This window comes from Streptomyces sp. NPDC048331, from assembly GCF_043201215.1.
GTDB lineage: Bacteria > Actinomycetota > Actinomycetes > Streptomycetales > Streptomycetaceae > Streptomyces.
In genome coordinates this window covers 155,855-176,892 of record NZ_JBICYT010000016.1, presented here as the reverse complement: position 1 = coordinate 176,892, position 21,038 = coordinate 155,855, and the positions used below count along the sequence as shown (strand labels likewise).

Genomic DNA, 21,038 nt, shown 5'->3' with positions numbered 1-21,038 from the left:
GCCCTGCCCTCCGAGCGCGCGCTGGGACCGGCGGTGGCGATCGCCATGATCTGCTGTGCTGCCGTTTCGCTGACCTTCCTGCCGGCCGTCCTGACTCTGTGCGGCCCACGCGCGCTGCGGCCACGCGACAGGACCCGGGCGGGGGGAGGACGGACATGGTGGGCGCGGGCGATCGAGCGCCGGCCGCGCCGAGTGTGGCTCGGCTGCCTCGTCCTGCTCGCCGCAGGAGCGGCCTGTGCGCCGCTGCTCGCCCAGAGCGGTGTCCCGCTGCACCAGGCACTGCCGGCTACCGCGCCCTCGGTGACCGGACAGAGCGTCCTCTCCCGCCACTTCCCCGCCGGTACGGCAAGTCCCGTCGTCATCCTTGCTCCGCCCGCCCGGACAGCCGAGGCGCACAATCGGGTCACGGCGGCGCAGGGGGTGGCGACCGCGGTCGTCACACGGTCCGGGCCTGGCGCCAGGGTGCAGATCCTTGCGACGCTGAGGGACGCCCCGGACAGCGCGCAGGCCCGGCGCACCGTCGGCCGGCTTCGCGCCTCCCTTGTCGGGACGGGGGCGTTGGTCGGCGGGCAGAGCGCACAGCTCGCCGATCTGCATACGGCGTCCGTGCGCGGCCACCGGCTGATCATGCCGCTGGTACTGCTGGTGGTCCTGGCCGTCCTGATCGTCCTGCTGCGCTGCCTGCTCCTGCCGCTGCTGCTGGTCGCGGCCGCCTGGGGCAGTCTGTTCACCGCGTTCGGTGCCGCCGCACTGGTGTTCCGGGTGGTTCTGGGCGGCACGGCCACCGAGCCCGCTGTGGTGCTGTTCTCTTTCGTCTTTCTCGTCGCGCTCGGCGTGGACTACAACATCTTCCTCGTTCACCGAATCCGCGGCGAAGCAGTCGAACGGGGCACTACTGCCGGTGTTCGGAGGGGGTTGGAGACCACCAGCGGCGTCATCAGCGCCGCCGGCCTCGTCCTGGCCGCCACGTTCGCCGCGCTGTGCGCGATGCCCCTGCTCTATCTCGCCCAGATCGGCTGCATCGTCGCGATCGGTGTCCTGGTCGACACCCTTCTCGTGCGGCTGTTCCTCGTCCCCGCTCTCATCCTTGACCTCGGACACCGGACCTGGTGGCCCGTACACCTGCCGGGCGACAAGGCCCCCGGTGACGGCGCTCCGTCCCGCACTCCGCCGGCCGGTGCCCTTGCCCGGCCTACTCAATCCACGTCCGCGCCGTAGCCATGACAGAAGGCGATTCACTCTTTCGGGTGTGGGACCCATCCGCCGGGTGGGTCACGCCGAATGGCGGGTGTGAGCAGCTTTCGCAGCACCCTCTCCCGCGCCGCCCTGGGCGCGCTGGCCGGACTTCTGGCCGCGTTCACGGCTCTTGCCGTCGCGGAGCTGGTCGCCGGGCTGCTGCGGCCGTCGGCGGGGCCCGTGACCGTCGTCGGCGGGGCCGCGATTGACCGGACGCCAGCCGCGGTGAAGGACTTCGCGATCCGCACGTTCGGGGAGAACGACAAAACCGTGCTGCAGCTGGGGATCCTCGCCGTCCTCGCGCTCATCGCCATGGGGCTGGGCATGCTCAGCCTGCGGCACCGCCGTGCCGGTTCCGCCGGTGCGCTGCTCTTCGGGATCGTCGGCGCCGGCGCGGCCCTGAGCCGTCCGGATTCGACCGGGGTCGGTGACGCGCTCCCCTCGATCGCGGGAGCGGTCGCAGGCGCGCTGACGCTCCACCTCCTGGCGTCGAAGGCCGCTCCGGAATCCTCAGGCACTGGGGCCGGCGGGGCCGGGTGGAGCAGAAGGGGTTTCCTGACCGCAGCGGTCGCAACCGCCGGGGCTGCCACGACCGCGGGGGCACTCGGCCGGTTCTTCGCCAGCCGTCAGGGTCAGGGTGCCACCGCCTCCCGCAACAGTCTGGTGCTGCCGAAACCCGCCTCCCCGGCTCCGCCCATGCCGTCGGGGGTCCAGCTGAAGGTGCCGGGAATCAGCCCGTTCACCACACCGAACCAGGACTTCTACCGCGTCGACACCGCCCTCGTCGTTCCCCGGGTGGATGCCGGGACCTGGCGGCTGCGCATCCACGGCAAGGGCGTCGCCCGCCCCCGCACCTACACCCTCGACCAGCTCCTGGCCCGCCCGCTCATCGAACGCGACATCACGCTGACCTGTGTCTCCAACGAGGTCGGGGGCCCTTACATCGGCAACGCCCGCTGGCTCGGTGTGCCCCTCGCCGGCCTCCTCGAGGAGGCCGGTGTCCGGCCGCCTTCACGCGGCGGCAGGGCCGATCAGCTGGTCGCCCGCTCGGTGGACGGGATGACCCTCGGCTCACCGGTCGAGGACGTCATGGACGGCCGGGACGCCGTTCTGGCGGTCGGCATGAACGGGGAGCCCCTGCCGTTCGACCACGGCTACCCCGTCCGGATGCTCGTCCCGGGCCTGTACGGGTATGTGTCGGCCTGCAAGTGGATCACGGACATCGAGCTCACCACCTTCGACGCGTACGACCCGTACTGGGTCAAACGCAAGTGGGCCCGAAAGGCACCGATCAAGACGCAGGCCCGCATCGACACCCCCAAGCCGTTCGCCCGCCCCGCTGCCGGCCCGTCCACGGTCGCGGGTGTCGCCTGGGCCCAGCATCGCGGCATCACCCGTGTCGAGGTACGCATCGACGACGGGCCCTGGCAGGACGCCGACCTTGCCGTCCAGGACACCGTCGACACCTGGCGCCAGTGGTCCTACCCCTGGCAGGCCACCCCCGGCGGACACACCATCACTGTCCGAGCGACCGACGGCACCGGGCAGGTGCAGACGGAAGAGCGCACCCGCACGATCCCCGACGGGGCGAGCGGCCGGCACAGCGTCTTCGTGACCGTCCCCTAGACCACCGGACCGGCCCCTTCTCCCGGCCCGGCACCACAACCAACCAATTCCAGCCAGTACAGACACCCCCCTTCAAGGAGTAGAACGCCATGAACAGCATGAAGATCCGCCGCACCGCGATCGCCGTCGCGGCAGCCGCTCTGCTGCCCTTCTCCCTTGCCGCCTGCTCGGACTCCGGCAGCGATACCAAGGCCGCCCCCAGCGCAGCCGCGGGAGATGAGGCCAAGACCGGTGAGGGCACCCCTTCCGGCGACGCGATGACGGGTGCCCAGCCCTTCGGTGCGGCCTGCGCCGGCGTGCCCAAGGAAGGTGCCGGTTCCTTCGACGGCATGGCCAAGGACCCGGTCGCCACCGCCGCCTCCAACAACCCGGCCCTGTCCACCCTGGTCGCCGCCGTCAAGCAGGCCGGCCTCGTCGACACCCTGAACAACGCGAAGGACATCACGGTCTTCGCGCCGACCAATGACGCCTTCGCGAAGATCCCGAAGGCCGACCTCGACAAGGTCCTCTCCGACAAGGCCACCCTCACGAAGATCCTTACCTACCACGTCGTCGGCCAGAAGCTCACCCCCAAGCAGCTGGAGAACGGCTCGTTCGAGACCCTGCAGAAGGGCATGGTCACCACCATGGGATCCGGCGAGTCCTACAAGGTCAACGACACCTCGAACGTGGTGTGCGGGAACGTGAAGACCGCCAACGCCAACGTCTACATCGTCGACACCGTCCTCATGCCGAAGTAGCGGCCTACGGCATCCACTGTGCGCCATTCGGCCCGGCACGTCCTTGGGAGACGAGGACGTGCCGGGCCGCCGTCCGCTGCGTGGACAGTCGGCCAAGCCCGCTGGCGGTAGCTCCGACCCGGCCTCCGGCCATAGTTGGTGGGGCGCGGCTGCGGACCACAGCCACGAATCCGGGACGATGAGTCGAAGTGGCCCATGGGTGCCACGAGCAAGGGGCCGGGCGCGAGTCGCAGGCATGTAGTCCGTGTGGGTTGATTCGCCCCACATGCGGCGGCCACCGCAGGCGAGAAATGGCCGCCGAGGGCAGGATGAACGTTGAGCGGCGGGCAGCGGCATGACCGTCGCCGGGCTGTGGCTGCCACCTCTTCTCGCGGCCACAGCCCGTTGCGTACCGCCACGACGGACAACGCAGCAGTCGGCTTCACGGGCTCGGTCTCCGAGACGAGCCACGGCGCGGCTGGACCAGGCCGGACGATCGATCTGACGACGCAGCGCACGGTCGTTGCCCAGGGGAAGGCGACCACATGGACGGCGACCACCCGCACGAGAATGAGATGAAGCGCCCGGCTGGGGAACCGAAGGGCCAGCCCCCTTCCCCTGAGGGTTCTCCACGGCACGATGCCCAGCCGACCTCCAGCCCGAAGCCCGAGGCTGCTGCCGTGCCCGGCTCACCGCGCCCGGGCAGCGGTCCCCCGCCGGGCCCTGCGCCGGCCGGCGGACCGTCTCCTGCCCGGGGTCCGGAGAAGGCACGGATCCGGGAGCGGATGCGCATGCTGCTGGATTCGGGTCCGCCGCCGGGGCCGGCCCGGCCGGGGTTTTGGCGCAGTCCCCTGCGCGGGCCGTGGCTGACGGCCGTGTTCGGGCTGGTCCTGCTGTTCGGGATCAGCATCCTGTTCGTGACCGGACTGCTCTCCTACGCCGCCTACAACCCGGATCTGGACCCGATCAACGACCAGACCCCGGGCAAGGGGCTGCTCGGCTTCTACCTGTTCACCTGGCCCACCTCCCCGTACTGGGGCTACCGGCTCAGCCAGGGTGTTCACGTCACTCTCGGGATCGTGCTGATCCCGGTCCTGCTGGCCAAGCTGTGGTCGGTGATCCCCAAACTGTTCGAATGGCCGCCGGTCCGCTCGGTCAGCCACGCACTGGAACGTCTGTCGCTCCTGCTGCTGGTCGGAGGTGCCGGGTTCGAGTTCGTCACCGGGATCCTCAACGTCCAGCTCCACTACATCTTCCCCGGCTCCTTCTACACCCTGCACTTCTACGGCGCGTGGGTGTTCATCGGCGCCTTCGTCCTGCACGTCGTCTTCCGGCTCCGGCGGGCCCTGATGGCAGTCGTGTCACACGAGCCAGGGCCTGCGCAGTCGCCCCCCGTAAGTGATCCGCCCGCGCCCGCCGACCCGATGGGCTTGACCTCACCCCGGCCCGCCGCGCCCACCATCTCCCGGCGCGGTGCGGTATTGATGGTCGGAGCGGGATCGGCGGCCCTGCTGGCCGTGACAGTGGGACAGAGCATCGGCGGCTGGATGCGGGCTACCGCCCTGCTCGCCCCCCGCGGACAAAACCCCGGCTCCGGCCCGAACGGGTTCCAGATCAACAAGACCGCCGCCTCCGTGGGCATCCGCGCCGTCGACATCGGTCCCGCCTGGCGGCTGACCGTCCGCGCCGGCACCCGACAGGTCGTCCTCACCCAGGACGAGCTCTACGCTCTTCCCCGGCACACATCCCGGCTGCCGATCGCCTGCGTGGAAGGCTGGTCCACCCAGGACCAGGAGTGGAACGGCGTCCGCCTGGCCGACCTCGCCGCCCTCGTGGGCCTGACCGAAGATCCGCCGCAGGTCCTGGTGCAGTCGGTACAGCGCGGCGGGCCCTACAACGCTGTCGTCCTCGCCCCCAACCAGGTACGCGACGACCGCTCCCTGCTCGCGCTGGAAGTCAACGGGGCAGTCCTCTCGCACGATCACGGCTACCCGGCCCGGATCATCGTCCCCAACGCGCCTGGCGTCCACAACACCAAATGGGTGGGCCGCCTCACCTTCGGCGAGCCGGCATGAACCGCTTCCGTGCCCGCTACGGCGCCTCCCCTCTCCACCTCGCGCTCACCCTGTGCTCTTTCGCCCTCGCCCTCTACGCCGGGGTCCGGCTCCTGGACGGCGACACCTGGGGTGTCGCCGCTTGGTTCGTGGGAGCCGCACTGCTGCACGACCTCGTCCTGCTGCCCCTGTACTCGGTCGCAGACCAGGGACTCCAGAGCCTCCTGCCACCCAGAGAACCCGGCGCGGCCAGGGGCCTGAGCACTAACTACGTCCGCGTCCCGGCGTTCGTCTCGGGTCTGTTGCTGCTCGTGTGGTGGCCGCTGATCCTCGGCCGGGTGGAGCAGTTCACGGCGGTCTCCGCGCTGCCTGCGGATGTGTTTCTCGGCCGCTGGCTGCTGATCACCGCCGCGCTGTTCGCGGGCTCGGCGCTCTGGGCGCTGATCCGCATGGCACGGTCCACCCGGCCGCCACGGGCCGTGCGACGCGCTCAGCGGTCGGCCGGCACGGACACGAAGTGACGCCCCGCCGCGATGGCCGTGATGTGACCCGCCGGATGTCCGGGCTGTTCCGCCCCAGGCCACATCGTCACCTCGGCGGCGCGATGTGCTGGCTGCCTTCGGAGCGGCGGGCGCGCTTGGTGCGGCGGATCAGCAGGGCCGCCAGGAGCAGGAAGGCGAAGACGGTGGCGATCACGGCGGGTCCGACGCCGTCGAGGGCATCGGCGATGGTCCGTTGGAGGGTGCCGGCGGCGTCGATGACGGGGTCGGTGGTCGCGGGGTCGCGCTGGACGCGGATCTCGTACCAGCCGTAGTAGGCGACGTAGGCGCCGACGGCCAGAAGCAGGCCGCCGCCTAGACGCGGGGCGATCGCGCCGAGCCGGCGGATGCGGGTGACGGCGGTGGTGCGGGTCAGGGCAACGGTCAGGGAAGCCGTGCCGACGATCAGGCCCATGCCGGCGGCGTAGGCGGTGAACAGCGTGACTCCCTCGACGGTGGAGCCGGTGCGGAAGGCGGAGACGACGATGGCGAGGAAGGGGGCGATGGTGCAGCCCAGGGAGGCGGTGGCGTAAGCCATGCCGAACAGTGCCATCGAGGGCAGGGAGCGGGTGACCTTGGGGGCCCGCCGGAGTTTGGGCGCGAGGGTCGGCAGTTGGCGGCCGGCCAGGAGCCAGCCGCCGGCGGTGGCTATGAGCAGGCCGAAGGCGATGGTGAACCAGGGCAGGTGCTGCTGGACCTGCCCGGCAACGGGCTGGATGGCGAGGCCGAAGATGCCGAAGAGGGCGGCGAATCCGATGGTGATGGCCGCGGTGGCGGCGAGGGCACGGCCGACGGCGGTGGTGCGGGTGGGGTTGTCGTCGCCGAGGACGAGCAGGGACAGGTAGGCCGGCAGGAGGGCGAAGCCGCACGGGTTGACGGCGGCGAGTATGCCGGCGGTGAGCGCGAGGGCGAGGGGGAGGTCGGACATGTCGGTTCAGCCGGTCAGGCCGGCGACCTTCTCGTCCAGGCCCTTGCCAGCGGGCAGGACCCCTTCGTAGACGGTGGCGCCGTTCTTGTCGAGGATGACGTAGCGGCTCTGCTCGGTGACCTTGAACCGCTTCCACACCTCGCCCTTCTCGTCCGACAGGTGCGGGAAGGCGCCGGTCTTCGTCTCGGCGACGAAGTCCTTCATGGCGGTGTTGGTGTCCAGGCCGGCGACGCCGACGACGTTCACCTTTCCCTGGTGGGCGGCCGCGACCTTGGCGGTCTCGGCTGCCTGGGCCTTGCACTTGGGGCACCACGGGGCCCAGAACCACAGCACGGCCGGCTTTCCGGCGAGGGTCTTTGCGTCGAGCGGCTTGCCGTCCACGGTCGTGGCGGTGAAGTTGAGCGCCTCGGGCACCGCCGACCCGTTTCCGCCGGGGCCGGTGGGCTGCTGGGCGGGGGACGACACCGTCGATGGCGACATGCCGACCGCGCCCGAGTCACCGGCGGTTTCGGAGCCGCTGCCCGCGCCGCACGCGGTGACGGTGAGCAGGGCGGCGGCAACAGCGGCCGGAAGCAGGGTGCGGGCACGCATGGGGTGACTCCTGTGTGTCGGGGACCGTGTGAGCGTAGATCGCCTTACCGGGTCGCGGGGCGGTTGTGTCCTTACGGTTCGGTGACGTCGGGCGGGTCAGCCCGCCGCGTCCTGGAGCCGTTCACGGGCGAGCACCGTGATCCGGCCTCGTGCGAGCCGGAGCAGCCCATGCTGCTCCAGGTCGCGCAGCACCTTGGTGCAGGTCTCGCGGGAGGTGCCGGCAAGGGCTGCGAGCTGTTCGTGGGTGAGGGCGATCTGCGGGTGGCGTCCGCCCGGACGCAGCGCACTGCCCGGGGGCTGGGCTGCGCTGAGCGTGACCAGGGTGGTGGCCACGCGCTGGGCGACGGTCTTGAACACGGTGTCCGAGAGACGTTGTTCGAGTTCGGACAGGCGCCGGCCCAGGATCGCGGTGATGCGTGCGGCGATCCGGGCGTCGGTGAGCAGCAGCCGGCACACGTCCGCCTGGCTCATCACGCAGACGACGGTGTCGTCGAGTGCTTCGGCGTAGTTGCCGTACATGTGCTGTCCCAGCAGGACCATCTCGCCGAAGATGGTGCCCGGGGAGATGATCGCGGTGGTCAGCGCCCGGCCGTCGGCGGAGACCCGGAAGACGCGGACCCGGCCCTTCTTGAGGATGAACAGCACCTCGGAGGGCTGGGTGGGCGAGTAGAGGATCTCACCGGCGTGGTAGGTCTTCATCGGTGCGGCTTGGGCGATGGCTGCCATCTCCTGCTCGGACAGGTCACAGAAGATGTCGACCTCGGCCAGGCACCACGTCCGCTCCGCCGCCCCGTCGTCCGCCGTGGTATCGGTCATGGTGGGTGTCTCCTCGCGTCGTCCCGGAGCCCACGGCGGAGGCGCGGCACCCCACACCGGGCCGGCCAGCGCCCTGGCGCTGCTGGCCAGACAGTAGGACACCGCTGCCTGGCCACCGGGGACGCGGCGCGGCGCGCCCGGCGGTGTACCGGCCGGGCCGGAGGAGGACGCGGGAGCCTGGTGGTTCATCGGGCGGGGCCGCTGTGCCTGCCCGTGGCCTGGGCGATGGAGGCGAACGTGGCTCCGGCGAGCAGCCCGAAGACGAGGTGGGCTCCCAGGCTGGAGGCGGTGACCTCATTCCAGGTGAAGACCGGCATGCTCATGTTGGCGGGCATGATCCACAGGGCACCGACGGCCCACCACAAGGCGCCGTAGAGGAGTCCGAGGACAACGGAGGGCGCGAGACGCTGGGCGAACCGCCCCAGCACCACGCCGAAGGCGATGCCGGCGAAGGCGGCGATGGCCAGGTGGATCAGCCAGCCGGCGAAGGCGTTCGTGGAGCCCAGGAGGCCGGCAACCATGGTGATCATGGCGGTGTCCATCATGGGCCGGGACACCGACATCCAGATGCCCATCCCGACGCCGCCAACCAGTCCGGCCGCGGCGCCCCATGCCGCGTGGACCGGGACGACGACCGTTCCCGGTGGTGCGTGAAAGGTGGTGGCCATCAAGACCGCCTCCTCGTGCGGGGCTTTCCGTTCTCACGGCCGACTCTAAGATATCGGAGATGTTCCGCTATGTGAGGACGCTCACGTACTGGCCGGTAGATGCCAAGGCCGACCAGTATCGGAAAGATCCGCTGCGGTTCGGGGTGGCGAACGATGTCCTCGGGCCCAATGAACCTCCCTGACCGGGGCAGCGCACCCACAAGCGGTGTGTCCTCGGCGCGGCGCCACCCGTAGATCATGCCGCCGTTCCCCCGGCCGTCGCTGCGGCAGGCCAATGGCAGCCAGCGGGACACGACACGCGAAGGCGTGACCCCCGACCGACCGTCCCGGCTAACAACCTCGTACGCTGCCGCCATGGCAACCACTCCTGTCCCTCCCGCCCAGGCCCTTGATGCCCTGCTCGCCGGTAATGAGCGATTCGTGGCCGGGGCCCCGCTGCACCCCAATCAGGATGCCGCCCGGCGTGCGGAACTCGCTCCGGCTCAGAAGCCCTTCGCGGTCCTGCTGGGATGCTCCGACTCACGGCTGGCTGCCGAGATCATCTTTGACCAGGGGCTGGGCGATCTGTTCGTGGTCCGTACCGCCGGGCACGTTCTGGGGCCGGAGGTACTCGGCAGCATCGAATACGGCACCGGCGTGCTGGACTGCCGCCTCGTGGTGGTCCTCGGGCACGATTCCTGCGGCGCCGTCGCAGCCGCCCGCGACGCCGTCGAGAACGGTACGGTGGCCACCGGATACGTCCGCGACGTCGTCGAACGCGTCACTCCCAGCGTGCTCGCCGCCCGCGCCGCCGGCCTCACCGAAGAAGGCGACGTCATCGACGCCCACATCCGGCACACCGTGGACCTGCTCCTGGAACGCTCCCGGGTACTGGCCGACCAGGTCGCCTCAGGCCACACGGGCATCCTCGGCCTTGCCTACCAGCTCGCCGACGGCAACGCCCGGCTCGTCACGGACCGAGGCATCCCGGCCGCGGCCTCGTCGACCACGCGCACCGGCTGATCCCCCACGCGGCTGGCGGCGGCCACAGTTCCACCGTACGGGTTGGGTACATAGACGAGCAGGCTGCGCGGGTACGACTTTCCGAGGCTGCACGGCAGCCTTGGCTACCGCGGTCCGGCCGGCAACGAAGCCGCCCTCGTGGCTAGACCAGCACACTGGTGGTGTCCGTCAAAGCGATACACGCTGACGACGTCCTCAGCGGTCGGTCTGCAAGGATACGAAGTGACGCCCACGTCGTGACGTCCACCGTTCCTTCGCCGCCCAGCCCGTGTCCGCGGCGTGGCGGGTGAGCGCGTCCGCTCCCACCGTGGCCCAGGGGAACGAGCCCTGCACGGGACGGTGCCCCTCGTGAAGCCGGGCAAGATGTCGCCGGTCGGTCCCCCCGAGCGGGACCTCGACGATCAACTGGCCCCCCTCGCGCACCAGGGCCCGGATGCGCCGCAGCAGGACGGACGGGTCTCCACCGATGCCGATGTTGCCGTCCAGGAGCAGTGCCGTCTGCCAGCGCCCCTCATCGGGGAGCGGGTCGAAAATCGACCGGCACAGCGCGCTCCCGCCACGGCTCACCGCCGCCCGGACCGCTGGCAAGGAGATGTCGATGCCCAGGGCGTGATGGCCGCGTTCGGCAAGAGCCTTCACCACCCGGCCGGGTCCGCATCCGATGTCGAGCACGGTTCCTTCACAGCGGCGGACCACCCCCATGTCGCAGGCGTCCGCCCGCCCGCACCACCGGATGGTCGCAAGCGGCAGAATCCACCCTGTGCCGTCCCGAAGCGACAGCTCCGCGCTGCCGCAGGCCAGAGCCCGCGCGTAGGGAGCGGCGTTCCAGTGCTCCAGCGACCGGTCGCGCCGCTCGGCGCCGGTACCCGAATGAGCAGACAAGGATTCCAGACCGTTCGTTGAAGTCGGCGTACCCGCATCGTGTGGGGTACGGAGAGCGGATGGTGTGCCGGCGGTGGGGGGGGGGGGGGGGGGGGGGGGGGGGGGGGGGGCCCCCCCCCCCCCCCCCCCCCCCCCCCCCCCCCGAGGCCTGCTCAGAACGTGGGGCTACTTCTGGTTGAGGGGCAGGGCCAGGTCGGTGACCTGGTACTTCGTCGGGAAAGCACCCTTGTCGGTGGCCTTACCGGTCAGCAGATTGACCGAGTACAGGCGGTACTTGCCGCCCATGCCGATGGCGGCGAAGCCGTGGTTCGTGCCGGAGGCCGCGTCGAAGTAGATGTCGAATCCGGCGTCCAGGTCGGCGTTGACGCCCAGGTTGCCGGTGGGGGCGAGGGTGCCGGCGTTCGCCGGGGACTGCAGGGAGACCCGGTCGGCCATGGTGTCCAGGTCGAACAGGGTCGTCGCGGTCGCCGCGTTCAGGTCGTTGTTGGTGTAGGCGGCGCCGGTCACCCCCATGGCGGTCGAGGGAGGGGTGGTGGGGTTGGTGAGGGTGCCGTCGACGGTGGTGGTCAGGGGGGCGGCCGGGTCGTCGATGTTGTGGCGCAGGTTCTGGCCGGTGTTGGAGATGACGCGCAGACGGTTCGCTGCGGGGTTGAAGTCCACGCCGAAGGTGGTCCCGGCCAGCGCGACGGTCAGCTGGGAAACCTTCGTCGCCTGGGCGTTCATGGTGTCCAGGGTGTAGATGCCGCCCCGGTCGCCGACGCCGTAGAGCTTCTCGTTCTGGACGCGGAAGTCGATGCCGACGAGCTTGGTGTCCCCGGAAAGGCCGGAGACCTTGCCCAGTGACCAGGTCTTGGACGGCTTGTTCACGTCGAACTCGACCAGCCGCTGGTCACCGGTCAGCCCGATCGCACTGAGGCCACCCTTGTGGTCCATCGCGGGCATCGTCTTCGGCGGGTTGTCGTCGGCCGCGGCGAGCGAGGGCGCCGCGCACAGCGCGGCAAGAACGGCTGCGGAAACCGCGGTCACGGTGAGATTACGCATGTTCACTCCATTCATCGGTGCCTCGGCAAGGGTGGCCGACGGCTCATCGGGGGATTCGTCACCACCGCCGCAGCGGACAGGCACCTGGAGCGGATGCCACCCGCACGGCCCAAGGAACGGAACCCGGGCTACGCCAGCCGGGTGGCGACATCGTGTCCCCGGCAGTCCACGGCGTCCCGGCCGTACTAACGGCGCAGACGGTGTGTTCATGAATACGGATGAGGGATGGCAACGCACGGAGTGCGCGGGGCTGGAGATCTGCCTGAAGGGGGACGAGGTTCGCGGACTGAGGCTGCTGGGCTGGGAGGCGGCCCTGCCCCGCTCACTGGCCGTCGTCCTGGGCGTTCTACCGGCCATGGCCCCACACCATCCAGCGGCACGATCACCAGGAGGAGCCTTCGCACAATCCGCCCGGTCGATCGCCTGAGGGGAACCGCTCCTGCCTGCAGCTCGCGTGGACAACCTCACTCCGGGCCGGTGGCGGGGCCGTGACCAGGCTGCAGAAAAACAGTCTCACCGAGGGATGAGGCTCTCCCTGCGTGATCTGGCCGTCCACGAGGAGAACCACGATCCGGTTGCGCCGCTCGTACACGCGAAGTGCCTGCCGGCGCAGTGCCGGATCGCCCCGTCGCGAACGCTGCGGCACCGACACGTCACGGCTTCACACCTCAATGACGCTATTGCAACTATGTTGCAATAAGCGGGAGTTGGCTCGTTCGGGCTAGCGTGAAACCGCGTGTCGCCGCGGCCTTGAAGCCGATGTAGCCGAGCGCCCTCGTGGGGCTGGCCTGCGGGTTCGTCCTCCCTCTCGCATCGCGGACGCCGGCGCGGACCGGCTGGCGGGCGCGCGGCGAGCGCCGTGCGTGGTTTCCTTCGGCCTGCGCGACCCCGCGCGAAGGTGTGTCCGGGCCTGGCCAGTCCCCGTTGCCTTTCCTGACCCTGCCCGGGCAGCGCGAACCCTGGTTCGCCGCGGTGCCGACCGCCACCCGAACAACCCCGAAGCGGCACCGACGCCCACCCGATGCGGCCGGGCCCGGTACGCACCCTGTTGGGAAGGAAGCATCTTCCAGTGAAGGCAACACCTGCGGCGTCCGGCCGACGCCGGCTGCTCGACCACTCCCTGCTCGTCCTCGGCTCCGGCGCGCTGGCGACCGCCATGGCCGTCCTGACCCTGGGCCCCGGGGTCAGTTCCGCCTCCAGCCACCGCGAGGCACCACTGATCGCGGGCGACCCGCGCGCGGACAACACCGACGTGTACGCCTTCACCAGCCCAGACAAGGCCGACACGGTCACGATGGTGGCGAACTGGATTCCGATGGAGGAGCCGAACGGCGGCCCGAACTTCTACGCCTTCGGCGACGACCTGCGCTACAACATCAAGGTCGACAACGACGGCGACGGCAACTCCGACGTCACCTACACCTGGCGCTTCCGCAACAGCTACCGCGACGCCGCCAACCAGTTCCTCTACAACACCGGCCAGGTCACCTCGCTGAACGACCCCGACCTGAACTTCCGCCAGTTCTACGACCTGGTCATCACCACGGGCGGCAAGAGCAAGACCGTCCTGCAGAACGTGCCCGCAGCCCCGTCCCGCACGGGCAAGGCCTCCATGCCCGACTACACCACGCTGCGCAACCAGGCGACCCTGAACCTCCCCGGCGGCGGCAAGACCTACTCCGGGCAGGCCGAGGACCCGTTCTTCGCCGACCTGCGCGTCTTTGACCTCCTCTACGGCGGCGACCTGTCCGAGCGCGGGCAGGACACCCTGGCCGGTTACAACGTCAACACCATCGCCATCCAGGTCCCCAAGAGGCAACTCGCGCTGAAGGGGAACGCCTCGCGCAACCCCGTGATCGGCATCTGGTCGACCACCGAGCGCGAGGGCGTCACCGTCAGCGACTCCCGCAAGAAGGCGCACCAGAAGGACTGGAAGCAGGTCTCCCGCCTGGGTAACCCGCTGGTCAACGAGGTCGTCGTCCCGATCAAGTACAAGGACGCCTTCAACACCCTCAACCCGTCCCAGGACCGCACCGTCCAGCCCGTCGTCGACAAGGTCCTCGACCCGATCCTGCCCAAGCTCATCCAGCAGGTCTACGGGATCCCGGCCCCGGCCACCCCGCGCAACGACCTCTTCGAGATCTACCTGACCGGCATCTGCAAGGCGTGCGGCCCGATCCAGGCCGACCTGAACGCGCACCGCCTCAACAAGGACGCCAACCTCAAGAAGATCGTCCCCGCCGAAGAGCTCCGTCTGAACACGGCGGTCCCGCCGACCGCGCAGCCCAACCGCCTCGGTGTCCTCGCCGGTGACCTGGCGGGCTTCCCGAACGGGCGCCGCCTCGCGGACGACGTCATCGACATCTCCCTCCAGGCCGTCGAAGGCGCCGCCCAGACCGGCGTCCTCGTCCCCGCCCTCGCCGACGGCGACAAGGTGAACACCAATGAGGTCCCGTTCGGCAACACGTTCCCGTACGTGGCGCTGCCGCACACCAAGAACGTCAACACCGGCCCCAATGGCCCGGAGCGCAACGCCGAGCAGTCGGCGATGAAGAACTCGGCCGCTGAGGTTCCCGCCCTGGCCCCGTCCCACGCCGCGGCCATCGGCGTCCTCGGCGCACTGCTTCTCGGAGCCGGCGGCTTCCGCCTGCGCCGCCGCAACAAGGACAGCTGAGCCGGTCGCAGCCCCGCGGCGGGCTGCGACCCACGGTGTCAGGGCCCGGGCACAGCACTGCCGGGCCCTGACACCGGTACCACCGGGAACCGGGGAGGAATTTCTCGTGCAGCACCATGCCACCGCACCGCCATCCACACCACCATCGTCACGGGCGCGCACGCGGCTGCGCAGCACCGCGGTCGTACTGGCCCTGGGAGCGGTCATGTTCACCGTCGGCGCGGTCGCCCTGAACCCGAACGGAGAAACCGCCGCCCAACCGGCAGTAGGCGCCCGTGCGGCAGGACCGGCCCCCGGCTCCATCCAGGCGCTCCAGGCACGTGTGACCCGTCTGCCGAAGGACCCCGGCGGTTGGGCGGCGCTCGGCATGGCCTACGTACAGCAAGGACGTACAACTGCCGACCCCGCCACCTACGCCCGTGCGGAGAAGGCCCTGCGGACCTCGCTGACCGTTCAGGGCACGGACAATACGGACGCCGAGATCGGCATGGGAGCCCTGGCCGCGGCCCGGCACGACTTCCCCACCGCCCTCGACTGGTCGCTCAAGGCCACCACCAGCGACCCCTACAGCGCCTCCGCCCACGGAGTGCTCGCCGACGCCTATACACAGCTGGGCCGCTACGACGCGGCGGACGCTGCCGTGCAGAAGATGATCGACCTGCGCCCGGATGCGGCCTCCCTGGCCCGCGCTTCCTACGCCTTCGAACTCAAGGGCGACACCGCCCAGGCCCGCGACCTGATGCGCCGCTCCCTCACCGCAGCCGCCACCCCGGCCGATGCGGCCTTCGCACGCACGGTCCTGTCCTCGCTCGCCCTCCAGGACGGCGACGCCCGGGGCGCGCTAACCGAAGCGCAGAACGGACTGAAGGCCGCGTCCGGCGATGCGGCCCTCCTTGAAGCCCGAGCCCGCGCCTACGAAGCACTGGGCGACACCCTCAAGGCGGTCGCCGACTACCGGGCCGCCATCGCCGTCGCCCCGCTGCCGCACTACCTGCTGGGACTGGGGGAACTGGAACAGTCCCTCGGCGACCACGGCCAAGCGGAAGCCCAGTACACGCTGCTGCGTGCCCAGAACCGGATCCGCGAGAACAACAAGGCACCCGCCGATACCGACGCGATCCTCTTCGAAGCCGACCACGGCAACCCGCAGCAGGCCGTCACCATGGCCGAAGAGACCCTGCGAACCAGGCCGTTCATCGCCGTCCACGACGCCTACGCCTGGGCCCTCCACCGGGCCGGCCGCAACACCGAAGCACTCGAACACGCCGACCGGGCCATGGCCCTGGGCACCCAAAGCGCGCTTTACCACTACCATAGCGCCGCCATTCAGCATGCCCTCGGTCGGCTCGACGCCGCCCGCCATGACCTCGACCAGGCACTGCGCCAGCCGGGCTTCCACCCCCTGCACGCCGACGACGCCCGCGCGCTGCTCCAGCGAATCGACGCCAGCGAATGAACCACATCCTGCGCCGCACCCTCACCGCCCTGACCGGTGCCGCGCTCGCCGCTACCGCGGGTGTTGCCGCGGCCCCGGCCGCGAGCGCCCATCCGCTGGGCAACTTCACAGTCAACTACCACACGGGTCTCACTCTGCACCCCGACCGCATCGACGCCCGGGTCATCGTCGACCGCGCTGAAATCTCCGCCCTCCAGGAACGCGCCCTCGTGGACACCGACCACGACGGCAGCCTCACCGGACCCGAAGCCCGCGTTTACGCCGAGAAGGAGTGCGCCGTCCTCGGGCGTCGGCTCCACGTCCTGGCGGGCGGCCGTAACGCCGATTGGAACGCGACTTCGGCCAGGCTCGACTATCAGCCCGGCGAGGCCGGACTCAAGACCAGCAGACTCACCTGTGAACTCACGGCTCCCACCTCGCTCACGAGCCCGACCGACATCTCCGTGACAACCAGCTACGACACCCAGCGCATCGGCTGGAGAGAAATCACGGCCACCGCACAAGACGTCAAGATCACCCAGTCCGATGTCCCGGCCGCCTCCACCACCCACGAACTGCGCGCCTACCCGCAAGACCCTCTCGCATCCCCCCTCGACCAGCGTGCCGCGAACCTGCGCACCGAGCCCGGCCAAGGCGCAGGCCTGGTACCCGCAGCCGGAGCCATCTCTGGTGCCGGTCTGGTCACCGGCGTCATCGGCAAGGTCACCAGCCTGTTCGACTCCCTGGTCGGAGCACGGGAGGTCACCCTTCCCGTCGGGCTGCTGGCCCTGCTCCTTGCCGTCGTGCTGGGAGCCTCGCACGCCGCGATGCCCGGCCACGGGAAGACCATCATGGCCGCCTACCTCGCAGGCCGCCGCGGAACCCGCCGAGACGCCGTCACAGTCGGCGCCACCGTCACCCTCACCCACACCGCCGGCGTCCTCGTCCTCGGACTCGCCCTACCCGCCGCCACCCACCTCGCCGGGGAATCCGTCCTGCTCTGGCTCGGCGCCGCCAGCGGCCTCCTTGTCACCGGCATCGGTCTATGGCTCCTAGCAGGCGCCCTACGCGGCAATACCCTCCACAACCACCATCACCACGGCCATCACGGGCACACCCACGATCACGACCACCCGCACGTCGCCCACCACAGTCACCATCACCCCCATGACCACGACCACAGCCACGCAGAAGATCACGGCCACTCCCATGACCACCACGGGTCCGGGCCTGCCCACAGCCCCGGCAAGCTGATCCCCTCGAGCCGCAGCACCCCGACCGGCCAGCCGCACGACACAGGCCGCGTCGCCACACTCGCTCCCGCGCACCACGAGCACTCCCACCCCACTGCGCCACCAGCGCAGAAGGACGCCAGCCGCCCAGCGAAGGCCGGCCTCATCGGCATGGGCATCGCCGGTGGCCTCGTCCCCAGCCCCTCCGCCCTCGTCATCCTCCTCGGCGCCGTCGCCCTGGGCCGAACCACGTTCGGCATCACCCTCGTCATCGGCTACGGGCTCGGCATGGCCGCCACCCTCACCCTCGCAGGACTCCTCCTCGTCCGCGTACGCGAACACATCGAAACCCACCACCGCGCCCACGTACTGCGCGAGAACATCCTGCTGCGCAAGATCGCCCGCACCGGACCCGTTCTCACCTCCCTCCTCGTGATCGCCGTCGGATTCGGCCTCACGGTCCGCGCAGCAACAGGAAGCGGATAGGACACGAGCCAGCTGCCTTCAGGGAGAGCGAGCCGACTGGATCTCACTGAACTTCCACAACCGTGCCGTTCAGTTCAGGGCAGTGCAGGCAAGTTTGTACCGCTGTGGGTATGTGACGATCTCCCCAGCGGCGCTAGGGTCCACGCCTTCGTCCGCGAGGAGCTCTCGTGCCCACACGGTCATACCTGGCACAGCCAGCGGCTGCTCCCACCCGTCGGCAGTGCGTCCCAGGAACGCGCGGCGAACCCTGTCAGCCAGCCACTCGGCTTGATCGATGCGGTTGGCGACGATCGTCACCTGGTAGGTGAGATGCGCATCCTCCGAAGCATCGGAGAAGGGCGCCCCGTCGACGGGTCCGCCCAGAGGGTAGAGGACGCTGTACGGCAGCGGCGTCGGTCGGCCGTCCACCAACGGGAGCGCCCCGAGCCCGCAGGGCCTACCAGTGGCGGCAGTCAGCATGGCGCGCACGGCAGCCGTGAGCAGGCCGCGGTCGATCATTCCGAGCCCCCCGAGAAGTGTGCGGCCGCTGGGCCTTCGATGGAGAGGACGCCGTACCGGCACAACCCGAGCGCGTCCCACTCTGTGACGCCCGGCGTCGTAATGATCGACAGAGCCCGTTCGCCGTCGCCGTCCAGCATCTCTGCGACGATCACGGCCCGGGACAGGATGCCGCGCTCGTGACCGCCCAGGACCTCGGTCAGCGCCGTCTCAAGGTCGGCGGACAGCTCGCTCACAGGGCACGCTCCACAGCTGCACCGAGGAGCCGCACGACGGTCGGCGCCGTTGCTTCCAGGCCAGGACCGGCGTGCGGGAACGGGGGCTGCGCGTACCGGCGGCCCAGCGAGTCAGTGCCGACGAAGCCGTACTCCAGCCTCCTGGCCTGCGGGGCGCTGGTGCCGACTTCCGCGACCCATACCGGGCCGCCGCCGTGTACCTCCGACCGCCACGATGCGCGGTACTGGCCGGTGATCACCCTCGGCCCCGGACGGCCGGAAGCTCGGGCCCGGACCGCCGCAACGATCGCCGCCGCGCTGAACCGCACCGCCGCCTCCGACTCCCCGCGCAGCACGAGCGCGCCCTGATCGAGAGCAGCCGCAAGGGCAGCGGGATGGTTGAAGGAGCCGCCCTTCTTCCTGCTCACGATGCGCTCCGGTCGCGCTGCTCCAGCCACACCGTCCGCAACACCGGGAACGAAGACACCTCGCCCAGCGTGGTCACCTCGTACGTACGGCCCACGGCCTGGACGTCGCGGGCCTCCTTCACCAGCACCTCGTCGTGATCCTCCAGCTCCGCAGCCTCCACGGGCAGCAGAAGCCGGTACCCGGCACGGACTTCCTCAGCCCACGCGCCGTCCTGGCCCTTGGCGCGGATCTTCTCCTGCTGCGGGTACAGCCCGGCCTTGCCCTCGTACACGACGAGCGGGGAGGCCGGAATGAGCTCGCCCGTCGCCGGGTCCAGGACGTCTTCCCCGCCGGCCCGGATCACGCGGACCTTGTCCGGCATCATGTGCCGGTCCGCGAAGCGGGCGATCCCGCGGACGTTAAGCACTGGCCGCCCACTCCCGCAGCTGGGCCAAGGCCCCGCGAGTCAGCTCGCCCGGCTGGCCGTCGAGGTCATCGCGATTCAGCACGGCCTGGTCGAGCTTCTGCCACTGCACCGCGTCGAGGAACTGGAGCACCACGTGCCGCAGATCCGCCGGCTCCGCCATCACCTCCGCGAGACCGTCGAAACCGAACCCCTGCCACTCGGTGTTCACGTACAGGGTGACCTCTGGAGTCTCGCCCGGGGCCTGCATGACCCTGTAGACCTCTACGGCCGCAGAAACGTCCTGGCCGTCGAGCTCGATCACCGGAGGCTCATCGTGGGGCGCGGCGATCCGAATACGGCGAGGCTGATCAAACTTGCTCATGCTCTGGACAGTAGGTGCGCGAGCAGCACGCCCTGCGGTCCGCTCATCCGGCTTGTGTGTGGCATGGACCTGATGCCATGCGGTTGGATACCGGCATGGTCGATCCCGTTTCCGCTGCTGCTGCGGCTGCCGCCCGTACGGCCGTCAGCTCCGTCTCCCGAAAGCTGCTGACACGCACAGCTCCACGGCTGGGAGGACGGGACGAACGGCGGGCCGTGTACGCCCGATTTCAACACGCCCTCGCCGAGGGGGTCTCCTTCGCCCAGTACCTGCGGATCGAGCGCCAGTTCGGCCCCCAGTTCATGGCACAGAGGACCCGGCGAGAGCTCGCCATGAAGGTGCACGAACGGCAGACGGAACTTCTCCAGGCGTACCTGGAGATGAGGTTGGTGGGAAACGCTGAGCCTGTCGCCGCAGCCGACGAGGTCATGGACAAGACATCCGCAGTTCTGGACAAGATCAGCTCAAGCGACGAAGAGTTCCAGGCGGCGATCGCTGAGGCCATGGCCATGCAGCGGGACTTCACCGACGTGTGCCGGGCAGACCTCTGGTACTTGCCGCAGTGGTGGCAGCTGTACCGAGGGGCTTGGTGGAAGTCGCGCGTGAAGTGGCTGCGTCGCCGTTGAGGACATCACTCTCCGGGACCGTCTCGTTCGGTGCCGTAGCGTGAAGCGCGTCCATTAAACAAAGCTGGCTGCTGTGCTTATCGGACCCGAGTGCCCCGTCCTCCCCAACGAGGACGGGGCACTGTCCTGTCCGCCAGGTGCGCCCTGGCGTTGACCGTTTTCTCTTCTGCCCGTTTCGGGGCGCCCGGGGGTAGAAGTTCCTGGTAAGCAACACCACGCGTACGGTGAGGATCCACGACCAGGGAGAGCACGTGCACCCTCCTCGCCCCGCGAACTCGTTACGCGCGGAGCAGGCCTTCAGAGCCCGCCTCGCTGAAGCCGGCGCGCAGTTGCTCGAGAACACGTGGTTGGGCAACTGCTCGCCGCACACGATCCGCTGTGCGGCCGGGCACGTAGTGGCTCCGCGTCCGGCCAACCTTCAACAGGGGCAGGGGATCTGCCGGGTCTGCGCCCGACGCTGCCGAGAGACCGCGGAGGCAGCCTTCCGGGAGCGCCTGGCTGCGGCAGGCGCCACCCTGCTGGAAGAGACCTGGCTCGGGGTCCACACCCTGCACCGCATCAGGTGCGCTGCAGG

Annotated in this window: 21 protein-coding genes; 10 read left to right on the top strand and 11 right to left on the bottom strand. The window is 70.0% G+C overall.

The features are described from left to right. From ACGFYY_RS23625 to ACGFYY_RS23605, 5 genes are all read left to right on the top strand, one after another. Positions 1 to 1,218 (top strand): MMPL family transporter (locus ACGFYY_RS23625; RefSeq protein WP_393712045.1); only part of this gene is annotated, 1,218 nt, incomplete at its 5' end. 63 nt (positions 1,219 to 1,281) lie between these two features. Then, the gene (locus ACGFYY_RS23620; RefSeq protein ID WP_393712043.1) at positions 1,282 to 2,862 is read left to right on the top strand and encodes a molybdopterin-dependent oxidoreductase; all 1,581 of its coding nucleotides are present in this window, start codon (positions 1,282 to 1,284) and stop codon (positions 2,860 to 2,862) included. An 89-nt stretch (positions 2,863 to 2,951) separates the two neighbouring features. Continuing rightward, the gene (locus tag ACGFYY_RS23615) at positions 2,952 to 3,602 is read left to right on the top strand and encodes a fasciclin domain-containing protein (protein ID WP_393712041.1); all 651 of its coding nucleotides are present in this window, start codon (positions 2,952 to 2,954) and stop codon (positions 3,600 to 3,602) included. 770 nt (positions 3,603 to 4,372) lie between these two features. Next, the gene (locus tag ACGFYY_RS23610) at positions 4,373 to 5,656 is read left to right on the top strand and encodes a molybdopterin-dependent oxidoreductase (RefSeq protein ID WP_393712039.1); all 1,284 of its coding nucleotides are present in this window, start codon (positions 4,373 to 4,375) and stop codon (positions 5,654 to 5,656) included. Then, positions 5,653 to 6,156 (top strand): hypothetical protein, encoded by a 504-nt coding sequence (locus ACGFYY_RS23605; RefSeq protein ID WP_364852281.1) that lies wholly within the window; start codon positions 5,653 to 5,655, stop codon positions 6,154 to 6,156. Before ACGFYY_RS23610 ends, ACGFYY_RS23605 begins: the two co-directional genes overlap by 4 nt. A gap of 67 nt (positions 6,157 to 6,223) precedes the next feature. Here ACGFYY_RS23605 and ACGFYY_RS23600 read toward each other — a convergent pair whose 3' ends face one another. The 4 genes from ACGFYY_RS23600 to ACGFYY_RS23585 all read right to left on the bottom strand — a co-directional run bounded on the left by ACGFYY_RS23600 (position 6,224) and on the right by ACGFYY_RS23585 (position 9,177). Then, positions 6,224 to 7,102, bottom strand: a complete 879-nt coding sequence (locus ACGFYY_RS23600) for a cytochrome c biogenesis CcdA family protein (RefSeq protein ID WP_393712036.1) — start codon at positions 7,100 to 7,102, stop codon at positions 6,224 to 6,226. Between the two features lie 6 nt (positions 7,103 to 7,108). Beyond that, the gene (locus ACGFYY_RS23595; RefSeq protein WP_393712034.1) at positions 7,109 to 7,693 is read right to left on the bottom strand and encodes a redoxin domain-containing protein; all 585 of its coding nucleotides are present in this window, start codon (positions 7,691 to 7,693) and stop codon (positions 7,109 to 7,111) included. Positions 7,694 to 7,789: 96 nt separating this feature from the next. Next, positions 7,790 to 8,509, bottom strand: a complete 720-nt coding sequence (locus ACGFYY_RS23590; RefSeq protein WP_393712032.1) for a Crp/Fnr family transcriptional regulator — start codon at positions 8,507 to 8,509, stop codon at positions 7,790 to 7,792. Positions 8,510 to 8,694: 185 nt separating this feature from the next. After that, entirely contained in the window at positions 8,695 to 9,177 is a 483-nt protein-coding gene (locus tag ACGFYY_RS23585; RefSeq protein WP_364852290.1) for a hypothetical protein, read from the bottom strand. Positions 9,178 to 9,531: 354 nt separating this feature from the next. On the opposite strand from ACGFYY_RS23585, the gene ACGFYY_RS23580 reads away from it, so the two are divergent. Further along, the gene (locus ACGFYY_RS23580) at positions 9,532 to 10,179 is read left to right on the top strand and encodes a carbonic anhydrase (RefSeq protein ID WP_364852292.1); all 648 of its coding nucleotides are present in this window, start codon (positions 9,532 to 9,534) and stop codon (positions 10,177 to 10,179) included. A gap of 195 nt (positions 10,180 to 10,374) precedes the next feature. Here the strand turns inward: ACGFYY_RS23580 and ACGFYY_RS23575 are convergent, their stop codons facing one another. Continuing rightward, a complete protein-coding gene (locus ACGFYY_RS23575; protein WP_364852294.1) occupies positions 10,375 to 11,061 on the bottom strand; it encodes a methyltransferase domain-containing protein in 687 nt (228 codons plus the stop codon). Between the two features lie 165 nt (positions 11,062 to 11,226). Then, the gene (locus ACGFYY_RS23570) at positions 11,227 to 12,102 is read right to left on the bottom strand and encodes a DUF4394 domain-containing protein (protein WP_364852296.1); all 876 of its coding nucleotides are present in this window, start codon (positions 12,100 to 12,102) and stop codon (positions 11,227 to 11,229) included. A gap of 1,069 nt (positions 12,103 to 13,171) precedes the next feature. Between ACGFYY_RS23570 and ACGFYY_RS23565 the strand changes: the two genes are divergently transcribed. From ACGFYY_RS23565 to ACGFYY_RS23555, 3 genes are all read left to right on the top strand, one after another. Next, complete coding sequence (locus ACGFYY_RS23565; protein WP_364852300.1) at positions 13,172 to 14,776, top strand: DUF4331 domain-containing protein; 1,605 nt, start codon at positions 13,172 to 13,174, stop codon at positions 14,774 to 14,776. Between the two features lie 106 nt (positions 14,777 to 14,882). Then, positions 14,883 to 16,232: a tetratricopeptide repeat protein gene (locus tag ACGFYY_RS23560; RefSeq protein ID WP_364852303.1), complete on the top strand. Its 1,350-nt coding sequence runs from the start codon at positions 14,883 to 14,885 to the stop codon at positions 16,230 to 16,232. Then, entirely contained in the window at positions 16,229 to 17,929 is a 1,701-nt protein-coding gene (locus ACGFYY_RS23555; RefSeq protein WP_364852305.1) for a nickel transporter, read from the top strand. The genes ACGFYY_RS23560 and ACGFYY_RS23555 overlap by 4 nt, the downstream gene beginning before the upstream one ends. 69 nt (positions 17,930 to 17,998) lie before the next feature. Here ACGFYY_RS23555 and ACGFYY_RS23550 read toward each other — a convergent pair whose 3' ends face one another. The 5 genes from ACGFYY_RS23550 to ACGFYY_RS23530 are packed head-to-tail and all read right to left on the bottom strand — an operon-like array spanning position 17,999 to position 19,838. Next, positions 17,999 to 18,427 (bottom strand): hypothetical protein, encoded by a 429-nt coding sequence (locus ACGFYY_RS23550; protein ID WP_364852307.1) that lies wholly within the window; start codon positions 18,425 to 18,427, stop codon positions 17,999 to 18,001. After that, complete coding sequence (locus ACGFYY_RS23545) at positions 18,424 to 18,663, bottom strand: hypothetical protein (RefSeq protein WP_364852308.1); 240 nt, start codon at positions 18,661 to 18,663, stop codon at positions 18,424 to 18,426. Before ACGFYY_RS23545 ends, ACGFYY_RS23550 begins: the two co-directional genes overlap by 4 nt. After that, positions 18,660 to 19,070, bottom strand: a complete 411-nt coding sequence (locus ACGFYY_RS23540) for an HK97 gp10 family phage protein (RefSeq protein WP_364852310.1) — start codon at positions 19,068 to 19,070, stop codon at positions 18,660 to 18,662. The genes ACGFYY_RS23545 and ACGFYY_RS23540 overlap by 4 nt, the downstream gene beginning before the upstream one ends. Further along, positions 19,067 to 19,477, bottom strand: a complete 411-nt coding sequence (locus ACGFYY_RS23535) for a DUF6093 family protein (RefSeq protein WP_393712026.1) — start codon at positions 19,475 to 19,477, stop codon at positions 19,067 to 19,069. The genes ACGFYY_RS23540 and ACGFYY_RS23535 overlap by 4 nt, the downstream gene beginning before the upstream one ends. Beyond that, positions 19,470 to 19,838 (bottom strand): hypothetical protein, encoded by a 369-nt coding sequence (locus tag ACGFYY_RS23530; RefSeq protein ID WP_393712024.1) that lies wholly within the window; start codon positions 19,836 to 19,838, stop codon positions 19,470 to 19,472. The genes ACGFYY_RS23535 and ACGFYY_RS23530 overlap by 8 nt, the downstream gene beginning before the upstream one ends. Before the next feature lie 95 nt (positions 19,839 to 19,933). Between ACGFYY_RS23530 and ACGFYY_RS23525 the strand changes: the two genes are divergently transcribed. Then, the gene (locus ACGFYY_RS23525) at positions 19,934 to 20,464 is read left to right on the top strand and encodes a hypothetical protein (protein ID WP_364852316.1); all 531 of its coding nucleotides are present in this window, start codon (positions 19,934 to 19,936) and stop codon (positions 20,462 to 20,464) included. The last annotated feature ends 574 nt before the right edge of the window (positions 20,465 to 21,038 follow it).